At 71.2% G+C, this 22,280-nt stretch carries 21 protein-coding genes; 14 read left to right on the top strand and 7 right to left on the bottom strand.

The genetic code is table 11. From position 1 onward, the window contains the following. Window positions 1–61: 61 nt before the first annotated feature. Complete coding sequence (locus ACFXGJ_RS12855; protein WP_378620024.1) at window positions 62–487, bottom strand: CD225/dispanin family protein; 426 nt, start codon at window positions 485–487, stop codon at window positions 62–64. Window positions 488–703: 216 nt separating this feature from the next. Here ACFXGJ_RS12855 and ACFXGJ_RS12850 point away from each other — a divergent pair, with 216 nt between their 5' ends. Then, window positions 704–928 carry a hypothetical protein gene (locus ACFXGJ_RS12850; RefSeq protein ID WP_378620020.1) on the top strand — a complete coding sequence of 75 codons (225 nt, stop codon included), beginning with the start codon at window positions 704–706 and terminating at the stop codon, window positions 926–928. An 8-nt stretch (window positions 929–936) separates the two neighbouring features. On the opposite strand, the gene ACFXGJ_RS12845 is transcribed toward ACFXGJ_RS12850, so the two are convergent. Beyond that, the gene (locus ACFXGJ_RS12845) at window positions 937–1,515 is read right to left on the bottom strand and encodes a class I SAM-dependent DNA methyltransferase (protein ID WP_378620018.1); all 579 of its coding nucleotides are present in this window, start codon (window positions 1,513–1,515) and stop codon (window positions 937–939) included. 164 nt (window positions 1,516–1,679) lie between these two features. Here ACFXGJ_RS12845 and ACFXGJ_RS12840 point away from each other — a divergent pair, with 164 nt between their 5' ends. The 5 genes from ACFXGJ_RS12840 to ACFXGJ_RS12820 all read left to right on the top strand — a co-directional run bounded on the left by ACFXGJ_RS12840 (window position 1,680) and on the right by ACFXGJ_RS12820 (window position 7,269). Continuing rightward, the gene (locus ACFXGJ_RS12840; protein ID WP_378620015.1) at window positions 1,680–2,246 is read left to right on the top strand and encodes a LysM peptidoglycan-binding domain-containing protein; all 567 of its coding nucleotides are present in this window, start codon (window positions 1,680–1,682) and stop codon (window positions 2,244–2,246) included. Between the two features lie 85 nt (window positions 2,247–2,331). Beyond that, window positions 2,332–3,909 carry an FMN-binding glutamate synthase family protein gene (locus ACFXGJ_RS12835; protein WP_378620011.1) on the top strand — a complete coding sequence of 526 codons (1,578 nt, stop codon included), beginning with the start codon at window positions 2,332–2,334 and terminating at the stop codon, window positions 3,907–3,909. Window positions 3,910–3,965: 56 nt separating this feature from the next. Further along, window positions 3,966–5,477, top strand: a complete 1,512-nt coding sequence (locus ACFXGJ_RS12830) for a DNA-3-methyladenine glycosylase 2 family protein (RefSeq protein ID WP_378620009.1) — start codon at window positions 3,966–3,968, stop codon at window positions 5,475–5,477. Then, complete coding sequence (locus tag ACFXGJ_RS12825; RefSeq protein WP_378620006.1) at window positions 5,474–5,977, top strand: methylated-DNA--[protein]-cysteine S-methyltransferase; 504 nt, start codon at window positions 5,474–5,476, stop codon at window positions 5,975–5,977. The genes ACFXGJ_RS12830 and ACFXGJ_RS12825 overlap by 4 nt, the downstream gene beginning before the upstream one ends. A 122-nt stretch (window positions 5,978–6,099) precedes the next feature. Continuing rightward, window positions 6,100–7,269, top strand: a complete 1,170-nt coding sequence (locus ACFXGJ_RS12820; protein WP_378620039.1) for an AI-2E family transporter — start codon at window positions 6,100–6,102, stop codon at window positions 7,267–7,269. Window positions 7,270–7,285: 16 nt separating this feature from the next. On the opposite strand, the gene ACFXGJ_RS12815 is transcribed toward ACFXGJ_RS12820, so the two are convergent. After that, on the bottom strand, window positions 7,286–10,267 hold the full coding sequence (locus tag ACFXGJ_RS12815; RefSeq protein WP_378620003.1) for an AAA family ATPase: 2,982 nt from the start codon (window positions 10,265–10,267) through the stop codon (window positions 7,286–7,288). After that, a complete protein-coding gene (locus tag ACFXGJ_RS12810) occupies window positions 10,264–11,454 on the bottom strand; it encodes an exonuclease SbcCD subunit D (RefSeq protein ID WP_378620000.1) in 1,191 nt (396 codons plus the stop codon). Before ACFXGJ_RS12810 ends, ACFXGJ_RS12815 begins: the two co-directional genes overlap by 4 nt. 99 nt (window positions 11,455–11,553) lie before the next feature. On the opposite strand from ACFXGJ_RS12810, the gene ACFXGJ_RS12805 reads away from it, so the two are divergent. Further along, window positions 11,554–12,720: a DNA recombination protein RmuC gene (locus ACFXGJ_RS12805; protein ID WP_378619997.1), complete on the top strand. Its 1,167-nt coding sequence runs from the start codon at window positions 11,554–11,556 to the stop codon at window positions 12,718–12,720. 20 nt (window positions 12,721–12,740) lie between these two features. Further along, a complete protein-coding gene (locus tag ACFXGJ_RS12800) occupies window positions 12,741–13,619 on the top strand; it encodes a DUF6542 domain-containing protein (RefSeq protein WP_378619994.1) in 879 nt (292 codons plus the stop codon). On the opposite strand, the gene ACFXGJ_RS12795 is transcribed toward ACFXGJ_RS12800, so the two are convergent. Continuing rightward, on the bottom strand, window positions 13,616–14,626 hold the full coding sequence (locus ACFXGJ_RS12795) for a 4-hydroxy-3-methylbut-2-enyl diphosphate reductase (RefSeq protein ID WP_378619992.1): 1,011 nt from the start codon (window positions 14,624–14,626) through the stop codon (window positions 13,616–13,618). The genes ACFXGJ_RS12800 and ACFXGJ_RS12795 overlap by 4 nt on opposite strands. A 95-nt stretch (window positions 14,627–14,721) precedes the next feature. On the opposite strand from ACFXGJ_RS12795, the gene ACFXGJ_RS12790 reads away from it, so the two are divergent. The 3 genes from ACFXGJ_RS12790 to ACFXGJ_RS12780 are packed head-to-tail and all read left to right on the top strand — an operon-like array spanning window position 14,722 to window position 16,828. Then, the gene (locus ACFXGJ_RS12790) at window positions 14,722–15,327 is read left to right on the top strand and encodes a lipid droplet-associated protein (protein WP_378619989.1); all 606 of its coding nucleotides are present in this window, start codon (window positions 14,722–14,724) and stop codon (window positions 15,325–15,327) included. Continuing rightward, window positions 15,324–16,610 (top strand): exodeoxyribonuclease VII large subunit, encoded by a 1,287-nt coding sequence (gene xseA, locus ACFXGJ_RS12785; RefSeq protein ID WP_378619984.1) that lies wholly within the window; start codon window positions 15,324–15,326, stop codon window positions 16,608–16,610. The genes ACFXGJ_RS12790 and xseA overlap by 4 nt, the downstream gene beginning before the upstream one ends. After that, complete coding sequence (locus tag ACFXGJ_RS12780) at window positions 16,607–16,828, top strand: exodeoxyribonuclease VII small subunit (protein ID WP_378619982.1); 222 nt, start codon at window positions 16,607–16,609, stop codon at window positions 16,826–16,828. The genes xseA and ACFXGJ_RS12780 overlap by 4 nt, the downstream gene beginning before the upstream one ends. Before the next feature lie 30 nt (window positions 16,829–16,858). Here ACFXGJ_RS12780 and ACFXGJ_RS12775 read toward each other — a convergent pair whose 3' ends face one another. Then, window positions 16,859–17,428 carry a DUF4245 domain-containing protein gene (locus ACFXGJ_RS12775; RefSeq protein WP_378619979.1) on the bottom strand — a complete coding sequence of 190 codons (570 nt, stop codon included), beginning with the start codon at window positions 17,426–17,428 and terminating at the stop codon, window positions 16,859–16,861. A gap of 99 nt (window positions 17,429–17,527) precedes the next feature. Between ACFXGJ_RS12775 and ACFXGJ_RS12770 the strand changes: the two genes are divergently transcribed. The 3 genes from ACFXGJ_RS12770 to ACFXGJ_RS12760 all read left to right on the top strand — a co-directional run bounded on the left by ACFXGJ_RS12770 (window position 17,528) and on the right by ACFXGJ_RS12760 (window position 21,459). Beyond that, window positions 17,528–18,808: a hypothetical protein gene (locus ACFXGJ_RS12770; RefSeq protein ID WP_378619977.1), complete on the top strand. Its 1,281-nt coding sequence runs from the start codon at window positions 17,528–17,530 to the stop codon at window positions 18,806–18,808. Between the two features lie 118 nt (window positions 18,809–18,926). Next, window positions 18,927–19,967, top strand: coding sequence for a class II fructose-bisphosphatase (glpX, locus tag ACFXGJ_RS12765; RefSeq protein ID WP_378619967.1), 1,041 nt, complete (start codon window positions 18,927–18,929; stop codon window positions 19,965–19,967). 91 nt (window positions 19,968–20,058) lie between these two features. Beyond that, window positions 20,059–21,459, top strand: a complete 1,401-nt coding sequence (locus ACFXGJ_RS12760; RefSeq protein ID WP_378619964.1) for a class II fumarate hydratase — start codon at window positions 20,059–20,061, stop codon at window positions 21,457–21,459. 6 nt (window positions 21,460–21,465) lie between these two features. Here ACFXGJ_RS12760 and ACFXGJ_RS12755 read toward each other — a convergent pair whose 3' ends face one another. Then, window positions 21,466–22,119, bottom strand: a complete 654-nt coding sequence (locus ACFXGJ_RS12755) for a L,D-transpeptidase (RefSeq protein ID WP_378619961.1) — start codon at window positions 22,117–22,119, stop codon at window positions 21,466–21,468. Window positions 22,120–22,280 lie beyond the last annotated feature (161 nt).

The raw sequence follows: 22,280 nt of genomic DNA, 5'->3' as shown, positions 1-22,280 counted from the left end.
AGTCTACGGACCGGCGCTCCCCGTGTGGGCACGCCGGTCCGCGGAACTCCCCTACCGCGGCTCAGTAACCGCTGTCCGCCGCGTTGATCGCGGCGATGATGACCACGAAGTAGAACAGGACCAACAGCACGGTCAGCCCGATCGCGATGCCGAGCGCGATCATGCCGAGCTGCTTGGTGCGGTCCGATGCGTGCTGCGCGCCCTGGTAGTCGCCGAGCGCCCACTTCGGGTACACCGACGCCGAGTAGTTGAACGCGGCGAAGGCGAGCGGCCAGAAGAAGACGACCGCGGCCGCCGCCCAACCGGCGTTCGACGGCGGCGGCGCGGGCACCGCGCCCGGAACCGGAGCGCCGTACGGGGCCGGGGCCTGCATGGGCTGCACGGGCTGCGGGCCCTGTGCGGGCTGCGGATAGGACGGGTACGCGGGCGCCCCGTAGGACGGCACCGCTGCGGTCGTGGGCGCGCTCTCAAATTCGGTCTCGGGCATGGTCCCCCCTGAAGATCATTTCGGATTCAGCGCAAGCACCCTAACCGAGCAGAGTGTCGCCGGAGCATTCACGGCTCGCGGACCACACCTACGGCATACAAACGGGTAGCCCACGGCCGTGACATGCCCTGTTCTGGCGCTCACAATAAGTAGAGCGCAATCCGAGGGCCCACCGGAACGGCGCGGTGCCCCACAGCCGCCACCAGGAGGAAAGCCATGACCAGAAATCGACTCCGTGCAGCGATCGCGGCTGCGGCCACGGTGCCGATGATCGCGTTCGGCCCGGCGATCGCCTCCGCCGGACCGGCATCGCCGGTCCCCACACCCGTTTCGCCCGCAGCCCTCAATCCACAGCAGGGCCCATTGGGCGCCGCACTGACCTGCTCGCCCTTGGCCTTCATTCCGTTCGCCGGGCCGCTCGCCATAGCCTGCTGGGTCTGAGGCGGCCGCTACCCTCGCTTGCGTGCGACCGTCACCGCCCACTCCGCACCGTCGCGCCACGGCCGCAGGTCCCAGGTCGCGAAGCGGTGCTCCCGCACGAACCCCGCCGCCTCGAGGTCCGCATCGAACTCGCCGACCGTGTACCGGTAGTCCGTGGCGAAGCCGGTGACGAACACGCCGCCGGGAACCAGGTGATCCGAGAACCTCTGCAGGACAGCTCTCTCGGTGCCCGGTTCGAGAAAGATCATCACGTTGCCGGCGGCGATGATCGCATCGAACCGGGGTCCGGGCAGGTCCAGCTCCGACAGGTCGGCGCGCGCGACGGTCAGCCCGGGCTGGGCGGCGGCCACCTCGAGCAGCACCGGGTCGAGGTCGACGGCCGTCACCGCGTGCCCCCGCCTCGCCAGTTCCGCCCCGACTCGCCCGGTCCCGCATCCCGCGTCGAGCACGCGGGATGCGCGGCCGATCACCGCGTCGAGCATCCGGGCCTCGCCGTGCAGATCGACGCCCTGTTCGGCGAGTTCGTCGAATCTCCGCACGTACTCACGCGACTGAGCCCCGCCGCGTTCCTCTTCCCATCGCGTCATGTCGTCCAGACTATGTTCAGGTTCTGACCAACCACGCGGCGGACCGCACGAGTTCCACGTAATGTTTCGCAGGGGGTCCGCGGGGGGCTTCAATCATGAGGTCGCCAAGCGGATCACCCATCCATGCGCTCCATCGACGATGTACCTCCGAAAGGGGAATCACTGTGGCGAACACCTTGCAGGCGGGATCGGGCCTCACGGCCGGACAGTCGCTCACTTCCGACAACGGCGCATACACCCTCACCCTGCAGGACGACGGCAACCTCGTCCTCGGCGAGAACGGAAATGCGGTGTGGGCGAGCAAGACCGAGGGCAAGTCCGTGACCAAGGCCGACCTGCAGGACGACGGCAACTTCGTCCTGTACACCGACGGCAACGACGCAGTCTGGGCGTCCCAGACGTCGGGCAACTCGGGCGTGCGCCTGGTCCTGCAGGACGATCGCAACGTCGTGCTGTACGCGGGCGACAACGCCGTCTGGTCGACGGACACCGTCACCGACACCCCGGCCGCGGCGCCCGAGCCCGAGCCGGCGCCGGTCGAGCCCGCCGCCGCCGAGGCACCGCCGGCCCCCGCAGCGCAGACCCACACGGTCGAGAGCGGCGACACCCTCTGGGATCTCGCGCAGCGCTTCTACGGTGACGGCAACCAGTTCCAGCGCATCGCCGACGCGAACGGCATCCCGAACCCGGATGCGATCAACGTCGGTCAGGTTCTGACCATCCCGGCGTAGTCACGCTCACAGCTCGGCGGCCTCGGACCTTCGCCCGGGGCCGCCGAGCTGTCGCCCGGCCGCCGGATATCGAAGGGAGTGCACCGTGATTCGATGGCTCATCGTTGCTGGAGTGTGGGCCGCGGGCCTCGCCGCGGCAGCCCTCGCGATCAGCATCGGCGCCGGCTGGTGGGTGCCAGCACTCATCCTGCTCGCACTCGCGGCGGTCGGAACCAGGGACCTGACCCAGCGCCGCCACAGCCTGCTTCGGAACTATCCGATTCTCGGTCACGCGCGGTTCGCGCTCGAGAAGGTGCGCCCGGAGATTCAGCAGTATTTCATCGAATCATCAACGGATGGAACACCGTTCGACCGTGAGACCCGCGATCTCGTCTACGAGCGAGCGAAGGGCATCAAGGACGCCGAGCCGTTCGGTACCGAGCGCGACGTGTACGCGCCGGGCTACGAATTCTTCACCCACTCGCTGCGCGCACGACACCCCGACGAGGAGACTCCGACCGTCCGGCTCGGCGGCCCCGACTGCACCCAGCCGTACGACATCGCGTTGCTCAACGTCTCCGCGATGAGCTTCGGATCGTTGTCCGCCAACGCGATCGAGGCCCTCAACGCCGGCGCCGCACACGGCGGGTTCGCCCACGACACCGGCGAGGGCGGCATCAGTCCGTACCACCGCAAGCGGGGTGGCGACCTGATCTGGGAGATCGGGTCCGGTTATTTCGGATGCCGCACCGCCGAGGGCGGTTTCGATCCGGACGCGTTCGCCGCCAAGGCCGTCGACGGCCAGGTCAAGGCGATCTCGATCAAGCTCTCGCAGGGCGCCAAGCCGGGCCACGGGGGCGTCCTGCCCGGCGCGAAGGTCAGTCGGGAGATCGCCGAGACCCGCGGCGTGCCGGTCGGGCAAACGGTCGTCTCGCCGCCCGCGCACAGCACGTTCGACACCCCCGAGGGCCTGATCGACTTCATCGTCACGCTGCGCACCCTGTCCGGCGGGAAGCCGGTCGGATTCAAGCTGTGCGTCGGCTCGCGAGTGGAGTTCCTCGGGATCTGCAAGGCCATGATCGACCGCGGCGTCACCCCCGACTTCATCATCGTCGACGGTGCGGAGGGCGGCACCGGCGCCGCGCCCTCGGAGTACGAGGACCACATGGGCATGCCGTTGACCGAGGGTCTGATGCTCGTGCACAACGCACTGGTCGGCGCGGGACTGCGCGACCTGGTCAAGATCGGCGCGTCCGGCAAGGTCGCCAGCGGCAGCGACATCGTCAAGCGGATCGTCCAGGGCGCCGACTTCACGCTGGCCGCCCGGGCGATGATGTTCGCGGTCGGCTGCATCCAGGCCCAGTCGTGCCACACCAACCACTGCCCCGTCGGCGTCGCCACCCAGGACCCCGAGCGATCGCGGGCACTCGACGTCCCGGACAAGTCTGCCCGGGTCCACCGCTTCCAGCGCGCGACGGTGAACAGTGCGAAGGAGTTGGTGGCGTCGATGGGACTGGACGGCTTCGCCGATCTGCGTCCGGCCATGCTCAACAGGCGGATCGACGCCCACACCACCCGGACCTACGCCGAGCTCTACGAGTGGCTGCAGGTCGGCGAGCTGCTCGACCACCCGCCGGCGAGCTGGCGCAGCGACTGGGTCGACGCCGCCGCGGACCGCTTCTGACACCGAGCACCACCGTGTCCGATTCCCGCTAGCGCACCGCCCGCCCGGCTGCCACAGTGGAGTCCGTGACCACCCCGTATCTGGACTTCGACCGCTGCTACCGCGCAGTGTCGTCCCGCGACGCGCGCTTCGACGGGCAGTTCATCACGGCCGTGCGGACCACCGGCATCTACTGCAGGCCCTCCTGCCCGGCGATCACCCCCAAGCCGGGCAATGTCACCTTCCTGCCCACCGCTGCCGCCGCCCAGCAGGCCGGCTACCGCGCCTGCCGCCGCTGCCTACCCGACGCCGCACCCGGATCACCCCTGTGGAACGTCCGGTCCGACCTCGCTGCCCGCGCGATGCGCCTGATCTCCGACGGCGCGGTCGAGCGCGGCGGCGTCGACTCACTCTCCGCCTCACTGGGCTACTCGTCCCGGCAGCTCACCCGGGCGCTGACAGCGGAGCTGGGCGCCGGACCGCTCGCGCTCGCCCGCGCGCACCGAGCCCACACCGCCAGGATCCTGATCCAGACCACCGCCATGCCGATGTCCGACGTGGCCTTCGCCGCCGGATTCTCGAGTATCCGCCAGTTCAACGACACGGTGCGCGAGGTGTTCGCCGCGACGCCGTCCACGATGCGCTCCGAGGCGGCTCGCCGTGCTCCCGACGCGGCACCCGGGACCGGCACGATCTCACTTCGACTGCCCTACCGCGCCCCACTCGACCCGACCTGGCTGGCCTGGTTCCTGTCCGCGCACGCCGCCGCCGGGGCAGAACACTGGTCGGGCGGCGAATACCGCCGGGCCCTCCGGCTGCCGCACGGCATCGGGGTGGTCGCGACGGTCGTGCACCCGGGGTACGTCCGGGCCGACCTCGCGCTCGCGGACATGCGCGACCTCGCCCCCGCGGTCGCCCGGTTGCGACACCTGCTCGACCTCGACGCCGATCCCGAGGCCGTGGACGGCGCACTGTCCACCGACCCCGCACTCGCCCCGGCCGTCGCGGCGGCGCCGGGCCTGCGCGTGCCGGGCAACGTCGACCCCGCAGAGTTGCTGCTGCGCACCATGATCGGTCAGCAGATCTCCCTCGCGGCGGCCTCGACCCAAACCGCCCGACTGGTGGCGGCACTCGGAGACCCGGTCGACGACCCGCACCTGACCCACGTCTTCCCGAGCCCCGCCGCGGTCGCGGGTCGCGGCGGGGAGGTGCTCACCGGACCCGCGGCCCGCGTCGACGCCGTCGTCGGGGTGGCCGAGGCGCTGGCCGAGGGCACCCTCACACTGCACGCCGGCCGCACCGCCGCCGATCTCCGCGCAGACCTCCTCTCGTACAAGGGAATCGGCCCATGGACCGCGGACTACGTGGTGATGCGTACCCTCGCCGACCCCGACGTCCTGCTCGGCACCGACCTCGTCGTCCGACAGGGTGCCCGCGCACTCGGGGTGGACCTCGACGCGGGCACACGATGGACCCCTTGGCGCTCGTATGCATCGATGCATCTGTGGCGCAGCGCACTTGCCGCGCGCGGCGCCTATCCGGACACATCCCCGCCCGCCACCGACCTCGACACGGAGGACCACCGATGATCGCCCACTACGCGACCACCGCCACCCCGATCGGCCCTTTCACCGCCGTCGTCGACGACGACGGCGCCGTGCTGGCGTCGGGTTGGACGGCCGATCCGCAGGGCCTGTGCACCCTGGTGCACCCGACGTTGCGGCCGGCCACCCTCACCCCACGCCCGGACCTGGGGGCCGTGACCCGCGCCGTCGCCGACTACCACGACGGAGACCTGACCTGCATCGATTCCATTGCGGTACGGCAACACTCGGGTGAGTTCCTGGTAGCCGCCTGGGAGGTGCTGCGGAAGGTGCCGGCGGGCGAGCCGGTCACCTACACGGAGTTCGCCGCGCTGTCCGGCAGGCCCGCTGCGGTCCGCGGAGCGGCCTCGGCCTGCGCCCGCAACGCCGCCGCACTGTTCGTCCCCTGCCACCGTGTCCTGCGGGTCGGAGGGGCCCTCGGCGGCTTCCGCTGGGGTCTTCCCGCGAAGCGCTGGCTACTCTCGCACGAGGAGACGGCACGGTAGATTCGGTCCGATCCCCCCCGCCAAGGAAGGACCGAAACGTGAGCGAACAGCCCACATCGACACCACCCGCCGCGCCGCGCCGCAGCTTCCGTGACCGCGGCGAGGTGCTGGGCGTCGGCGGCATGTGGCTGGCCAAGTGGTCACTGTGCCTGATCGCGATCGCGGCCGGCGCGTGGGTGCTGTGGACGGTGCTCGGCCAACTGTGGGTGGTGGTGCTGCCGGTGCTCATGGCGATCGTGGTGGCGACGGTGCTGTGGCCACCCACGCGCGCGATGACCCGCCGCGGGGTGCCGCCCGCGGCGGCCGCCGGGATCACGCTGCTGGGGTTCATCGCCGTGCTGTCGGGGATCGTCGCGCTGATCGTGCCGTCGGTCGTCGACCAGGCTCCCGAACTGGCGAACAAGGCCAGCCAGGGCCTGAGCCAGGTGCAGAACTGGCTCAAGGGGCCGCCGGTGAACCTGCGCGACGACCAGATCGACACGGCGATCGCCGCGATCACCGCCAAGCTCCAGTCCAGCGCCCAGTCCATCGCCAGCGGCGTGTTCAGCGGCGTGACCACCGCGGGCTCCATGCTGATCACGACGGGCCTGGTGCTCGTCCTCGCCTTCTTCTTCGTCAAGGACGGTCCCCGGTTCCTGCCGTGGCTGCACGGGGTCAGCGGCGGACGCGCCGGCAGGCACTTCGAGGCCGTGGCCGTGCGAATCTGGGACACCCTCGGCGGGTTCATCCGCACCCAGGCGCTGGTCAGTTTCGTCGACGCGTTCTTCATCGGCCTCGGCCTGGTGGTGCTCGGCGTACCGCTGGCCCCGGTGCTGGCGGTGCTCACCTTCCTCGGCGGCTTCATCCCGATCGTCGGCGCGTTCGTCGCGGGGGCGCTGGCCGTACTGGTGGCGCTGGTGGCGAAGGGGTGGACCACCGCGCTGATCATCCTGATCATCGTGCTGGCCGTGCAGCAACTCGAGGGCAACGTGCTGCAGCCGGTGCTGCAGAGCCGCAGCATGAACCTGCACGCCGCGATCGTGCTGCTGGCCGTGACCGGCGGCAGTTCGCTGTACGGGATCGTCGGCGCGTTCCTGGCGGTACCCGTCGCCGCGTGCGCCGCGGTGGTGATCCGCTACATCGGCGAGCAGGTCGACCGAAAACTCGACGACTCGCACGGCCACAGTCCGGGCGACGGTTCGGTGACCGACCGTCCCGGGGCCGCCGGTCCCACTCCCGAGCCGGGCTCCGACGAGCTCGGGTCCGACCTCCCGGACGAACTCGACGGCCTCGCGACCGCGACCGCCGGCTGACGGGCCTTCGGCGGGGTTACCCCGCGACGACCTCCACGCTGGACCCGGTGCGGCCGCGCACGACGTGCAGCCGGCTCGGGATTCGCGCGCGCATCTCGTCGACGTGGCTCACGATGCCGACCACTCGTCCGCCCTCGCGCAGTTCGTCGAGCACGCCCATGACCGATTCGAGGGTTTCGGCGTCGAGAGTGCCGAAACCCTCGTCGATGAACATGGTGTCGAGGACCACGCCGCCCGACTCGGCGGCGACCACGTCCGCCAGACCCAGTGCGAGCGCGAGCGAGGCCAGGAAGGACTCGCCGCCGGAGAGCGTCTTCGCCGACCGCACCACACCGGTGTAGTCGTCGCGGATGTCGAGCCCGAGCCCGCCGCGCTTCCCGCGCGGACCCGCGCCGTCCTCGTGCACGAACTCGTAACGGCCACCGGACATCCGACGCAGCCGTACCGACGCCGACAGCGCGACCTCCTCCAGCCGGGCCGCCAGCACGTAGGACCGCAGCGACATCTTGCGCGCGTTCTGACCGCGGCCGGCGATCACGTCCGCCAGTGCCGCCAGCTCGTCGTGCCGGCGCAGCGCCGGACCGAGCGAGGCGAGTTCGCGCTCGAGCTGGTCGACCAGTCGCTCGAGGTCGAGCACCCGGTCATCCGCCTTCGCCTCCACCGAGATCGCGGCGCCCAGCAGTTCGCCCACCCGTTCCCGCTCCACGCCCGCCGCGCCGGGATCCGCCGGCGCGGCAGCGACCACCGCAAGCACCTCCGGTTCGGCGAGCACCGACTGCGCCCGCACCGCCTCGTCCCGAGCCTGCGCGAGGGTCGACTCGAGTTCGGCCACCCGAGCGGGTTCACGAACCGCAGTGAGAGCTTCCGCCGGCGAGTCGAACCCGGCAGCCGTTGCCGACGCGGAGACCTTGACCTCCAGCGCGCTCGCGTTCGCCTCGACGGCGGTGACCTGAATCCGCAGCTCGCCCAGGCGCGAGACCGCGGCGGCGAGCGCGTCCAGCCGGTCACGACGGGTCCGGAGGTCCTCGTCGGCGCCGGCGGCCGAGGAGATCTCCGTGCGCACCAGGGCCACCCGGGCGACGCCCGCGGCGATCCGTTCCGTCAACCCGGCGCGCTCGGCCTCGACCGCGCGGATCCGCTCCTGCAGGGTGTCGCCCTCGGCGCGCAACGCGGTCACGCCGGCGGCGAACTCGTCCGCTCTGCCTGCCTGGGCGACGGCCTGCGCGTGCTCGTCGGTGACCCTGCGTACCAGGGCGTCGAGTTCGTCGGGGTCCCGATCGCCACCACGGGCCACGAGCGCGTCCACCACCCGCTCCGCCTCGCCGAGCCGGGCGGCGGCCGAGTCGAGTTCGGTTGCCCGGCGCTGTTCGAGCGCCAGCGCGTCGTCCTCGTCGGCCTTGCTGACCGCGGCCGCGGCGGGCCGGGCCGGTGCGGGGTGGACGCCCGATCCGCACACCGCGCACGGCGAGCCGTCGACGAGAACGCCCGCGAGCTCGGCGGCCATGCCGTCGATCCGGGCCTTCCGCAGGTCGAGCAGATCGGATCGAGACTGCTGGTGCAGCTCGCGCGCGTCCGCGCGGGCCTCGGTCAGCTCGGCGACCGTCCGGCGCTGGAGCGCCAACGCGGTCGCCGCGTCCCTGGCGTCCACCAGTCGCGACCGCTCGGTTCCCACACCGTCCACCCGGGCCGCAGCCGACCGAGCCTCGGCGAGCGCGGCCTCGGCGGCACCGACCAGCTCCGGCAGGACCACGAGGCGCTGCCGGAGTTCGGTTGCGGTGGTGTCGAGTTCACGTGCGCGCGCCTCGTCGCGCTCGATCGCGGCCTGCGCCTCGTCGGCTCCGGTCGCCTGCTCGATCAGTGCGTCCAGTCGAGTCACCTCGGCGGTCCACTCCCGCACGGCGGCCGCCAGCGTGTCCCGGTCCGACTCCGCCTCGGGCCAGCCGAGCCGGTCGAGCAGGGCCCGGCCTTCTGCCGACCCCTCGACACCGTCCCCGAGGACGGTGAGCCTTCGGCGTTGCGCGGCAACGTCGTTCGCGACCGCGTCGGCCTGCCCGCGGAGCGCGGCAACCGGCTCGGCCGCGCGAGCCCGGGACAACTCCTGCTCGAGGTCGGCACGCTGAGCCGCGGTTTCCTCGTGCGCGGCCAGGCGGGCACGAGCGCTCACCGCGCGACGCTGCAGTTCGTGCACCCGCTGCGACTCCGCGAGCAGTTCGGCCGCCCGGGTGTCGAGGGCGCGCACCCGCAGCAGCTCGGCCGCGGCGGTGTCCCGAGACTCCGTCGCGTCGGCGAGCAGTTTGCGGGCCCACGTCATCGGGTCCGCGTCGGCGCCCGCCTCGATCCCGGCGGCGGTCGACACCCTCGCGACGGCAAGGTCGACCTTGTGCCGACTGGACTCGATCGTCGCCGCGCTCTCCCTGCGGCGGTCGGCGAACCACTCCTCGACAGTGCCGAACCGGGCCGTGTCGAAGAGTCGCTCGAGCAGCTTGCCGCGCTCCTCGGTGTCGGCCCGCAGGAACCGCGCGAAGTCGCCCTGCGGCAGCAGCACCACCTGGAAGAACTGGTCGGCACTCATTCCGAGCAGGCCGCCGACCGCGTCACCGATCTCGTCGAGCCGGGTCAGGTTCTCGCCCCGCCCGTCCAGCCACTCGAGGGTGGCCTTCGCGTTCTCCTTGGTGGTCCCGGTGCCGCGAAGTTTGGCGCGCTGGAATTCCGGGCTGCGGGTGATCCGGACGTCGCGACCGCCGATGGTGGCCTCGAGTACCACCTTCGGCACCGCACCCGGCTCGGCATGGTCCGAGAGCAGGCGCTTGCCCTCCTGGCGCGCACCGGGAACCCGGCCGTAGAGCGCGAAGGCCACCGCGTCCAGGATCGTGGTCTTGCCCGCACCCGTCTGCCCGTGCAGCAGGAACAGTCCGTCCGCGCCGAGGGCGTCGAAGTCCACCGCCACCGAGCCCCCGAACGGGCCGAACGCCGTTGCCTCCAGGGTGTGCAGTCTCATGCGATGCGCTCCACCGCATCGGCCTCGCCCCGGTCGGGACCGTCGGCTTCCCGCGCGGCCGCGGCGAATGCCTGCTCGGTCCAGCGCAGTTCGTTCGCCGTGGGCTCGCCTCGCATGTCCGAGAGGAAGCTCGTCGCGATCTCGAGGTCGGTGCGGCCGCGAACCTTCTCGCGGTATCGCAGATCCGAGTCACCCTCCGGCCGAATCCATTCCAGATGGACCAGGTGCGGGAACCGTGCCCGCAGCGTGCGCATCGCGTCCAGCGGGCGCACCGGGTCCGTGAGCACCGCCGACACGTAGTCATCGGTCGCGGACGCGAACTCCTCGCCCTCGAGCAGTTCGTCCACGGTCCCCCTGAGCTCGCTGAGCCCCCGCACCACCGGCAGGTCGTGCCGGACCACCTCGGACAGTCCGTTCGCGTCGAGGTCGACGATCCACACGGCCTTGCGGTGGGTGCGCTCCCCGAACGAGTACGGCAGCGGGGAACCGGAGTAGCGGACCCGGTCGGTGAGGGTCTGCGGCGAATGCAGATGACCGAGCGCGACGTAGTCGACCCCGTCGAACGCCGACGCGGCGACCGTCTCGACCCCGCCGACCGAGATGGACCGCTCCGAGCCGGTGGACTCGGCGCCGACCACGAACGCGTGCGCCAGCAGCACCGCGCGCGGCGGCGGGCCGTCGACCGCACGGTCTGCGAGGTCGGCACGCACACGGTCCATGGCGGCGTCGAGGATCGCGGCGTGTGTGCGCGCCGACGGCACCCCCAGTTCGGCACGGGTGGTCTCCGGCTCGAGGTAGGGAATGCCGTAGAACGCGACCTGTCCGTGCTCGTCCTCGAGCACCACCGGACGGTCGACCTCCGAGACTCTGGTCATCAGATGCAGCCCGCCAGCCGCGGCGAACGCGGCCCCAGCGCCGAGCCGGACCGGGGAGTCGTGATTGCCCGATGTCGCGACGATCACGGCACCCGCCGCCCGGATTGCCTCGAACCCCTTGTTGCACACCGCGACCGCGTCCGCACTCGGCACGGCACGGTCGTACACGTCGCCCGGCACGACCACGACGTCGACGGCGTTCGCGGCGACCAGCGCCGCCACGGCGTCGAGCGCCCGAGCCTGGTCCACGAGCAGGTCGACCCCGTGAAAGGTCCGCCCGATGTGCCAGTCGGAGGTGTGCAGGATTCGCATGGGCCGACCGTAGTTGACCCCTCCGACAGTCTCGCGCACGCACGCCGAGCCGCCGCGCCTCACCGAACTTTGTCGGTGCCCTGGTGCACCATCGGCGCCATGAACGCCGTCACCGCATTCGGACTGCTCGTCGCGCTGGTCCTCGGCATCGCCGTCGGTTGGCTCTGGCACTCCGCCCGGACCGGGCAGCGCACGGCGCGGGCCGAGGCGCAACTGGCCGCGCTGCGGGACAACGAGAAGTTGCTGCGTCAGTCCCTCGCCGCCGTCAACGAGGACTCCGCCCGGCGCACCTCCGGCGTCGTCGGCGAGCAGGTCGCGCACCTCGTCGGCCCGCTGCACGACGCGGTCGACGCGCTCTCGCACCAGGTCCAGCAGGTCGAGCGCAGCCGGGTGCACGCGTACGCCGGGCTTTCCGAACAGGTCGCGGGCATGCGCCACACCTCCCAGTTGCTGTCCACGCAGACCGGTCGGCTCGTCACCGCGCTGCGCGCCCCGCAGGTTCGCGGCCGGTGGGGCGAGATCCAGCTCGAGCGGGTCGTCGAGCTGGCGGGCATGGTCAAGCACTGCGACTTCGAGACCCAGGTGGTCGGCGAGGGGGTACGACCGGACCTCGTCGTCCGGCTCGCCGGCGGCAAGAACATCGTCGTCGACGCGAAGGTGCCGCTGGCCGCCTACCTCGACGCGACGCAGGAGGAGGACGTCGCGATCCGGGACGGTCACCTCGGCCGGCACGCCAAGCAGCTGCGCACCCACGTCGACCAGCTCTCGGCCAAGGCGTACTGGGCGGCGTTCGACCCGACTCCCGAGTTCGTCGTCCTCTTCGTTCCCGGCGATTCGTTCCTCGACGCCGCGTTGACCGCGGACGCGGGACTGCTCGAGCACGCCTTCTCGAAGAATGTGATCCTCGCCACGCCCACGACGCTGGTCGCCCTGTTGCGGACCATCGCCCACACCTGGCGCCAGGAGACCCTGTCGCGGGAGGCCGACACCATCCACCGACTCGGCCGCGAGCTCTACAACCGCATCGGCGTCGTCGGCAATCACCTGGACCGGCTCGGTTCGCAGCTGGGCAAGGCCGTCGACTCGTTCAATCTGACCGCCGCGTCGATGGAATCGCGGGTGACCGTCACCGCCCGAAAACTCCACGACCTGGAGGTCGGGGACGGCGAGATCCGAGAGGTCGGGCGCGTCGAATCGTGGCCGCGGACCGTCGGACTTTCGGAGATCGTTCCCACAAACGGCGCCGCTAACGAGGTTATCGGCTGACGAGCGACTAATGTCGAAGCGTGTCTGCAACCCAACGTGCTCGCTCTGGGGTGCCGCTCGATGCGCGGTCCGTTCTCCCCACCGTCCCCGGCCTCCCTGCCTGGGGCGCGGTGCTCGTTGCTGTCGGCGCCGCCTTCGTTGGGTTTCTGCTCGATTCGATGCGCGGCACGGAGCTGACGTCGGCGTTCTCGATCTTCTACTTCCTGGGCTGCGTGGGGGCGGTGCTCGCGGTGCGGAGCCGAGGGCTCTTCACCACCATGGTCCAGCCGCCGCTCATTCTGGTCGTCGCGGTCCCGATGGCCTATCAGCACTTCTCCACCGGGCCGAGCGGTGGCATGAAGGACCTGATACTCAACGCGGCGATCCCACTGGTCAACCGCTTTCCGCTCATGCTGCTGACGACTCTGGCGGTGCTCGCGATCGGCCTCGGCCGGATGTACATGGGCCGCGAGGCCGACAAGCTCGCCGCGCGGCCTCGGCGTAAGTCCGCGGCCGCGGGCCGCTCCGAGCAGCCCGCGCGACAGTCGGCAGATCGGGCTGCGGACGCGCCCCGCTCGGCGCGGACCGCCCCTCCGACCGGCCGGTTCCCGACGGGCCAGCACTCGACGGGAGCACGGCCGGTGGTCCCGGAGCGGCCGCGCGAGACCGAACGGACCCAGGAGGTCGCGTTCGACTCGGCGCCGATCAGGCAGCAGCGTCGCCCCGAACCGGTCCGCCGGCCGGTACCGCCGCAGCACGGCGAGAACCTCTCACGCCGCCCCGAACGCGGACCCGCCCCGGTACGGACCCCGCAGTTCAGCAGGCCGTCCGAGCCCGAGATGCCGATGCACCCCATCCCGCAGGTCCGGTACCGGGACCGCTACGACGCCCCCACCGACCAGCCGCGGCACACCCGCTAGCCGGTCATCGGGCTCGGCTTGCGGAGCTCGCGGGGCAGCGAGAAGACGAGGGTCTCGTTGGCGGTGGTCACCGTCTGCACGTCGTGGAATCCCTGCTCGGCGAGCAGGTCGATGACCCCGCTCACCAGGATCTCCGGTACCGACGCTCCGGAGGTCACGCCCACCGTCTGCACGCCCTCGAGCCAGGCGATGTCGATTTCGCGGGCGTAGTCCACCAGGTGACTCGCCTTTGCTCCGGCCCCCAGCGCCACCTCGACCAGTCGAACCGAGTTCGACGAATTGCGCGAGCCGACCACGATGACGAGATCGCACTCCGGCGCCATCGCCTTCACCGCAACCTGACGGTTCTGGGTGGCGTAGCAGATGTCGTCGCTCGGCGGATCCTGCAGGAGCGGGAACTTCTCACGCAGCCGGGCCACCGTCTGCATGGTCTCGTCCACGCTCAGGGTGGTCTGGGAGAGCCAGATGACCTTCGACTCGTCGCGGACCGTCACCGCGTCCACCGATTCGGGACCGTCCACCAACTGCACGTGGTCGGGCGCCTCGCCCGCGGTCCCCTCGACCTCCTCGTGGCCCTCGTGGCCGATCAGCAGGATGTCGAAGTCGTCGCGGGCGAACCGCTTCGCCTCCTGGTGCACCTTGGTGACCAGCGGGCACGTGGCGTCGATGGTGTGCAGGCTGCGCTCGGCGGCCGCCTCGTGCACGGCCGGGGACACTCCGTGGGCGGAGAAGACCAGGACCGAGTTCTCGGGGACCTCGTCGGTCTCGTCGACGAAGACGACGCCGCGTTCGGACAGCGTCTCGACGACGTGCCTGTTGTGCACGATCTCCTTGCGCACGTAGATCGGCGCACCGTGCTTCTCGAGCGCGCGCTCGACCGTCTCGACCGCCCGGTCCACGCCGGCGCAGTATCCCCGCGGCTCGGCCAGCAGGACCCGCTTGCCGCTCGCGGCGGTCGGCGCGTTGGAACGGGCGATACCCAGGTTCAAGGGGACTGCGGAAGACATGCTTCCAGGGTACGGGGCGTGGGCGCGGCCGTCCGATCAGGCGTCCTACACCGCGTCGGCTACCAAATGAGAGCCTCGTGAGGCACTCTAGGACCATGATTCGTCCCCCTTTCGCTGCCCGGGTGGCGGCCGGGATCGCGGCCACCGTCGTCGAAGAGGTACAGAAGCTGCCGACCACCGCGGTGGCGCTGCCGATGACCACGGTCAGCCAGGTCCTGCAGACCTCGATGCGCATCCAGCAGTCGATGACCGCGCTTGCCATCAAGGGCGACGAGGCGCTCGCGTTCCTGTTCCACACCACCGAGGAACAGCCGGAGTGGGCCACCTTCGACGAGGATCTCGAGCCGCCGGCCACCAACGGCGCGGTGACCGCACCCGCGGCTGCGGACCCCAAGCCGGCGAACCAGGGCCGATTCGAGCTGTACTCGATGTCGCCTGCGGTCGACGCCCCCGCGAAGAACGCCGCGCCGGCGACGCCGCGTACCACGGCGGCGGCGAAGCCCGCCAAGCCCGTGGACCGGCCGGAGATCGCCGAGTACCTCGACTACGACAACCTCACCCTCGCGCAGCTGCGGGCCCGCCTGCGGTCGCTGTCCGTCGACGAACTCGAGGCCTTGCTCGCCTACGAGAACGGCTCGCTCGGCCGCGCCCCGTTCCAGACCATGCTGGGCAACCGGATCACCACCGCCAACTCCAAGTGACCTCAGCCCAGCCCAACCCGGCGGGTGCCCGCCCGTCCGCGCAGACGTCGAACTCGGCCGAGAGCCCGTGGCCGGTCCGATCCGTCGCGACGAAGGTCGCCCAGTGGATCGACCGGCTCGGCAGCGTCTGGGTCGAGGGGCAGATCACCCAGATCAACATCCGGCCCGGTACCCGGACCGCGTTCCTGGTGCTGCGTGACCCGTCCGCCGACATGTCGCTGTCCGTGACCTGTTCTCCCACCCTGATCCGGGACAGCCCGGTGCCGCTGACCGAGGGCAGCCGGGTGGTGGTGTTCGGCAAGTTGTCGTTCTACACCGGCCGCGGCACGGTGTCGCTGCGTGTCACCGAGATCCGACCGGTCGGCATCGGCGAACTGCTCGCCCGGATCGAGCGGCTGCGCGGCCTGCTCGCCGCGGAGGGACTCTTCGACCCTCGGCTCAAGCGGCCGCTGCCGTTCCTGCCGCGGACCGTCGGGCTGATCACCGGCCGCGCCAGCGCGGCCGAACGCGACGTGCTCAGCGTCGCCGGGAAACGCTGGCCCGCAGTGCAGTTCGAGGTCCGCAACACGGCCGTCCAGGGTCCGACCGCGACGGCGCAGATCGTGGCGGCACTGGCCGAGCTGGACGAGAACCCCGCGGTCGAGGTGATCGTCCTGGCCCGCGGCGGGGGCAGCGTCGAGGATCTGTTGCCGTTCTCCGACGAGACGCTGTGTCGCGCCATCGCCAAGTGCACGACGCCGGTGGTCAGCGCGATCGGCCACGAACCGGACAATCCCCTGTGCGATCACGTCGCCGACGTGCGCGCTGCCACCCCGACCGACGCAGCGAAGCGGGTGGTGCCGGACGCCGTGGCGGAGCAGGCGCTGGTCGCGGAGTATCGCGCCCGCGGCGCGGCCGCACTGCGGAACTGGGTTACGCGCGAGGCACGTTCGCTGGCGGACCTGCGCAGCCGACCGGTGCTCGCCGACCCGCTGGCGGCCGTCGAGCGCCGCGCGGAGGAGGTCGAGCGGCTGCGCGAGGCCGGCCGGCGTGATGTCACCCGGTTCGTCGCCGGGCAGACGACGGTGCTCGAGCACCTGGCCGCCCGACTGACCACGCTTGGTCCGGCGGCGACCCTGGCTCGCGGTTACGCGGTGGTGCAGCGGGTGGTGCCGGGGTCGGATCCCGAGGTGCTGCGCTCGGTGGACGACGCTCCTCCCGGCACACAGATTCGGGTACGGGTCGCCGACGGCGCGGTCGTCGCGGCCGTCATGGGCAGGGACAAGTCAGGAGATTCCAGGTGAACGAACCGGTGTCGGACCTCGGCTACGAGGCCGCACGTGACCAACTCGCCGAGGTGGTCAAGATGCTCGAGCAGGGCGGATTGGACCTCGACCACTCCCTCGCGTTGTGGGAGCGCGGCGAGGCGTTGGCCGCGCGGTGCGAGGAGCATCTGGCCGGCGCGCGGGCTCGGGTGGAGCGAGCACTCGCCCACACCGAGGACGAGGACTCGCCGAACTGAGGAACGGCCGCTGCGGACCGTCGGCGAATCTCAGCGGGTGAGCGGCTGGGCGTCGCCGATGGCGGTTGCCAGGGTGGTGAACTCCTGCTCGGACCCGGACCCGGTGATCAGCACGCGCACGTCGCCGAGGTTGGTGATCCAGATCGGTTCGCTGCCCTGCTCGGAGTACTTCACCCAGGAGTCGGGACCGATCTGCTCGACACCGGTCGACGTGCGCAGGTCGCCGGCCACCCACGGCACGAGCGCCTCCTCGGTGGCAGCGCTCTGACTCAACTGCAGGTAGCGACCCGCGTCGGTGATGTAGCCGACGGTGCTGACGTCGCCGCCGCCGTCGCCGGTGACGGTGCCCCGACTGCCCGAGTTCGGCTGCCACCCCTCCGGGATCGCGGGGTTGCGGACCGGGAAGCCGAGTTCGCGGGAGTCGTACTTGAGCGCGGCGTTGATGTCGAAGTGCGGGACCTGACCGGGGGTCGGGCCGCCCGGGCTGAGCGTGCACTGGCTGGCGATGCCCGCGATGATCAGGCAGAGCACGACAAGCGGGATTATCGACCACAGCATGTCGCGGTTGCTCTGCAGAATTCGGGGTTTGTTGCCGGCCACGATGTCCAGTATCCCAGCACCCCGGGACCTTGCTCCGGCCGGTCCCTTCCCGAGGGAAACCGACCATCGAGTCACATATATGCAGATAGCTTGCACAGCATGAGTGCGAGCATCGCCATGCGTCCGGCCGTCCGGTCCCCCCGCGCATGGCTTCGGGGGATCCTGGTCGCTGCCGTCGGCGCGGCCGCCGTTGCCACCGGGCCGTCGCCCGCGACGGCCCAGCCCGTCGGGTACGTGAACTTCCTCGACATCACCCCCGCCAACGCGAACGCAGAACTCGCGGGCGGCCTCGACCCCCGGCTGCCCACCGATCCCGCCGTGCTCGGCACCGCGCTGGCGTCGGCCCGTGTCGACCACGTCCCGCCGGTTCGGTATGCCGCGCTGCTGCACCAGTACTGGCTCGCACTCGGCGCCATGGCGACCGGAATCGACCTCGCTTCCTGGGACCCGAATGCCGGGTTCGCGGCCAACGCGACCCTGGTCGACCGGGTGTACGCGAATTACGGCCGCTACCAACGCGAGCGCGCCGAGCTGAACTGGGCGGGCATGGCGGGGATGGCCGGCGCGTCGTTCGCCGCGGGCTTCTGGGACCTCGACGGTGGCCGCACCGCGCTGACCGTCGACGCGGTGCACCGGCTCGGCACCGCGGTCGGCTCGGCCGTCGAGGCCCTGCCCGCCGAAGCGGCGGCCCTGCTGCCCGACGACGTGCGGGCCCTGGCCACCCTGGGGCCGGCGACGACCGCCGCGGATCTCGACTGGTACCAGCAGCGACTGCTGATCATGCAGAAACACATCTACTTCGACATGGTGCCGATGCACGAGGCGTACCTGCGGGCCGGACGCCCGGCGATCGACGAACTGCGTGCCGCCGGTGTCCTCGACGCCAACGCCGCGTCCGCGTGGCGGGGCATCTTCTCCGGCACCGTCGAGGGCCGCGCCGACGCCACCCGGCGGATGGCGGACCGCGAGCAGAACGAGATCGTCGCCGACCAGTGGGACGCCACCGCGAGCGGTCGCGGCGGCATCGGGCGGGTCCTGAGCTACGTCACCACCGTCGCCGCGCAGCCGTCGATTCCCGGCACGCGGTCACCGGGGGTGGTCGCGCCCCTGTCGGTCGTCGGCGCGGTCGGCGGCGCCACCTACCGCCTGCAGGCCCCGCTGCCCGACTTCAACTGGGCCGACCGCGGTCCACGATGGTCGTACATCGGCGGCGACACCGTGCCGGCCTATGCGCGGCTGGTCCAGGACCGTCCCGCCGAGGCGTACGCACTGCTGGCGCTGCCGTTCGTCGACTTCATGGACCAGCAGCGAGTGCTGCGCCGGATGCCGGCGCTCGCCCGCGATCTGGGCACCGGATGGTCGCTGACGCGGGAGCCGTAGACGCGCCGGGATCGGGCCGAGAGCGTGATGAGATAATCACGCTTCGAGACCGACGGTCTCCCCACCGACCGAACCTATGGCGACGCCGACCGCGTCGACCGCAAGGAGGCACTGCCCCATGACGGCCAGCACCCCAACGAGTCGCCGCGAGGCCCCGGACCGCAACCTGGCGATGGAGTTGGTGCGAGTGACCGAGGCGGGCGCGCTGGCCGCAGGCCGCTGGGTCGGTCGAGGCGACAAGGAGGGCGGCGACGGCGCCGCGGTCGACGCCATGCGTCAGCTCGTGTCGAGCGTCTCGATGCGCGGCGTCGTCGTGATCGGTGAGGGCGAGAAGGACGAAGCCCCCATGCTCTACAACGGCGAAGAGGTCGGCAACGGCGACGGACCGGACTGCGACTTCGCGGTCGATCCCGTCGACGGCACGACCCTGATGTCCAAGGGCATGCCCAACGCGATCTCGGTTCTCGCGGTCGCCGAGCGCGGCGCGATGTTCGACCCCTCCGCGGTGTTCTACATGGAGAAGATCGCGGTCGGCCCCGACGCCGCCGACGTCATCGACATCACCGCCCCGGTGGCCGAGAACGTCAAGCGCATCGCGAAGGTCCGCAAGTCCTCGGTCTCCGACGTCACCGTCTGCATCCTCGACCGCCCGCGGCACGCGCAGCTGATCGCCGACGTCCGTGACACCGGCGCGCGCATCCGGCTGATCTCCGACGGCGACGTGGCCGGCGCCATCGCCGCCGCCCGCCCGGACTCCGGCACCGACATGCTGATCGGCATCGGCGGCACCCCCGAGGGCATCATCGCCGCCGCCGCGATGCGCTGCATGGGCGGCGCCCTGCAGGGTCGGCTCGCCCCGACCGACGACGCCGAGCGACAGAAGGCCATCGACGCCGGCCACGACCTGGACCGCGTGCTCCTCACCGAGGACCTGGTCTCCGGCGAGAACGTCTTCTTCACCGCCACCGGCGTGACCGACGGCGACCTGCTGCGCGGAGTCCGCTACAGCGGCGGCGGCGCGCACACCCAGTCCATCGTGATGCGCAGCAAGTCCGGCACCGTGCGCATGATCGACGCCTACCACCGCCTGTCGAAGCTGCGCGAGTACTCCTCCGTCGACTTCGACGGCGACCCGGACGCCCAGTTCCCCATGCCCTGATGCGCTCCGCGCCCGTGCGCGATCGGTGCCCCGGTGAGGGTGCTGATCACGCACGGGCGGCGCAGCCGCTTCGGTGGCAAGCTAGCAAGGTATGACCGAAGAACTGCAGTACCGCATCGAGCACGACACCATGGGCGAGATCCGCGTTCCGAAGGACGCGCTGTGGCGGGCGCAGACGCAGCGGGCGGTGGAGAACTTCCCGATCAGCGGTCGCGGTCTCGAGCGCGCCCAGATCCGCGCGATGGGCCTCCTCAAGGCCGCCTGCGCGGAGGTCAACCGGGACCTCGGACTGCTCGACGCGGAGAAGGCCGACGCAATCATCGCCGCCGCGAACGAGATCGCCGACGGCCGCCACGACGACCAGTTCCCGATCGACGTCTTCCAGACCGGTTCGGGCACCAGCTCGAACATGAACGCCAACGAGGTCATCGCCTCCATCGCACTGGCGAACGGCGTCGAGGTGCACGCCAACGACCACGTCAACATGTCCCAGTCGTCCAACGACACCTTTCCCACCGCGACCCACCTCGCCGCCGCCGAGGCCGAGGTCAAGGACCTCATCCCCGCGCTCGACCACCTGCGACTCGCACTGGGCGACAAGGCCGCCGAATGGAAGTCGGTGGTCAAGTCCGGTCGCACGCACCTGATGGACGCGGTGCCGGTCACCCTCGGCCAGGAGTTCAGCGGCTACTCACGGCAGGTGGAGGCGGGCATCGAACGGATCCTCGCCGCCCTCCCCCGCCTCGGAGAACTGCCGATCGGCGGCACCGCGGTGGGCACCGGACTGAACGCTCCCGACGGGTTCGGCACGAAAGTCGTTGCCCGCCTTGTCGAGTCGACGGGAATCGACGCCCTGACCTCGGCCCGCAACAGTTTCGAGGCGCAGGCCGCGCGCGACGGACTCGTCGAGGCGTCCGGCGCCCTGCGCACGGTCGCTGTGTCACTGACCAAGATTGCCAACGACATTCGCTGGATGGGCTCGGGTCCGCTGACCGGGCTCGGCGAGATCCGCCTACCCGACTTGCAGCCGGGCAGCTCGATCATGCCCGGGAAGGTGAACCCGGTACTTCCGGAGGCGGTGACCCAGGTGGCCGCACAGGTCGTCGGCAACGACGCCACCGTCGCCTGGGGCGGCGCCGCGGGAGCATTCGAGCTCAACGTCTACATTCCGGTGATGGCGCGCAACCTGCTGGAGTCAATTCGGCTGCTGTCCAACGTGTCCCGACTGTTCGCCGATCGGTGCATCTCGGGCCTCGTGGCGAACGTCGAGCACCTGCGCACCCTGGCCGAGTCCTCCCCGTCGATCGTCACGCCACTGAACTCGGCGATCGGTTACGAGGAGGCGGCCGCGGTGGCGAAGGAAGCTCTCGCGGAACGCAAGACCATCCGGCAGACGGTGATCGACCGCGGCCTGATCGGCGACAAGCTCTCGCTCGAGGAACTCGACCGCCGCCTGGACGTGCTCGCGATGGCGAAGGTCGAGGACCGGTAGTCCGGTTCAGGCCTCGATCGCGATGACGGCGCCGGGCTGGAGCCAGCGGATGAGCCAGACCAGCGCCGTCTCGTCGATCGCGACACAGCCTTCGGTCGGTTCACCGTTGGTCACGTGCAGGAAGAAGGCCCCGCCGTCCCCGGGCACCCGATCCTTGTTCACGCCCATCACCACGGCGTAGCGGTAGGCCGGAATCTGCAGCTGCTCCGACTCGGATTCGTCGAAGGCGCATGCACCCGGCGCGCAGACCTGATGGGTGTTGTACGTGGGACTGTGCTGGTCGCCGTCCCACCAGTCGTCGGCCCCGACCGTCCGGTAGGGCAGGCCGCCGCCGGGATTGGGCGCGGTGCCGAAGGCGGCATCGAGGCTGTAGACGCCGGTGGGTGTCGCGGGGACACCGTCGTGCGACTGCGGCGCGAAACCCGCCGAACCGACCTTCGCGGGCAGCGCCGGCGAGATGCGGTGCCAGCCGATCGGTGAGCGCTGCCAGGCCTCCACCGTCGCCTGCGAGCCGCCCGCCCCGTTCACCGTCACGACCTGGGTGGCCGCGCCAACGGACCCGTCGAACCAGGGTCCCTGAGCGGCCGCGTGCGGGGCGCACAGCAGCGCCAGCACCGTCGCGACAACGGTCGACAGTATGACGCTCATCACATTGCGCACACCGCATCCTAGCCCGGGGGCGTCCCGTCATGTGCGACATGCGCTGACGCGCAGTGGTGGGGGGGGGGCCCCCCCCCCCCCCCGCGCCCCCCCCCACCCCGCCGCCCCCCCGGGCGGGGGGGGCGGCCCGCCCCACGCCCCGGGGGCCCCCGGCGGGGGCC

This window comes from Rhodococcus sp. NPDC059234, assembly GCF_042754225.1.
In the GTDB taxonomy this organism is placed as follows: domain Bacteria; phylum Actinomycetota; class Actinomycetes; order Mycobacteriales; family Mycobacteriaceae; genus Rhodococcus_G.
This window is presented reverse-complemented; position numbering and strand designations above follow the sequence as displayed.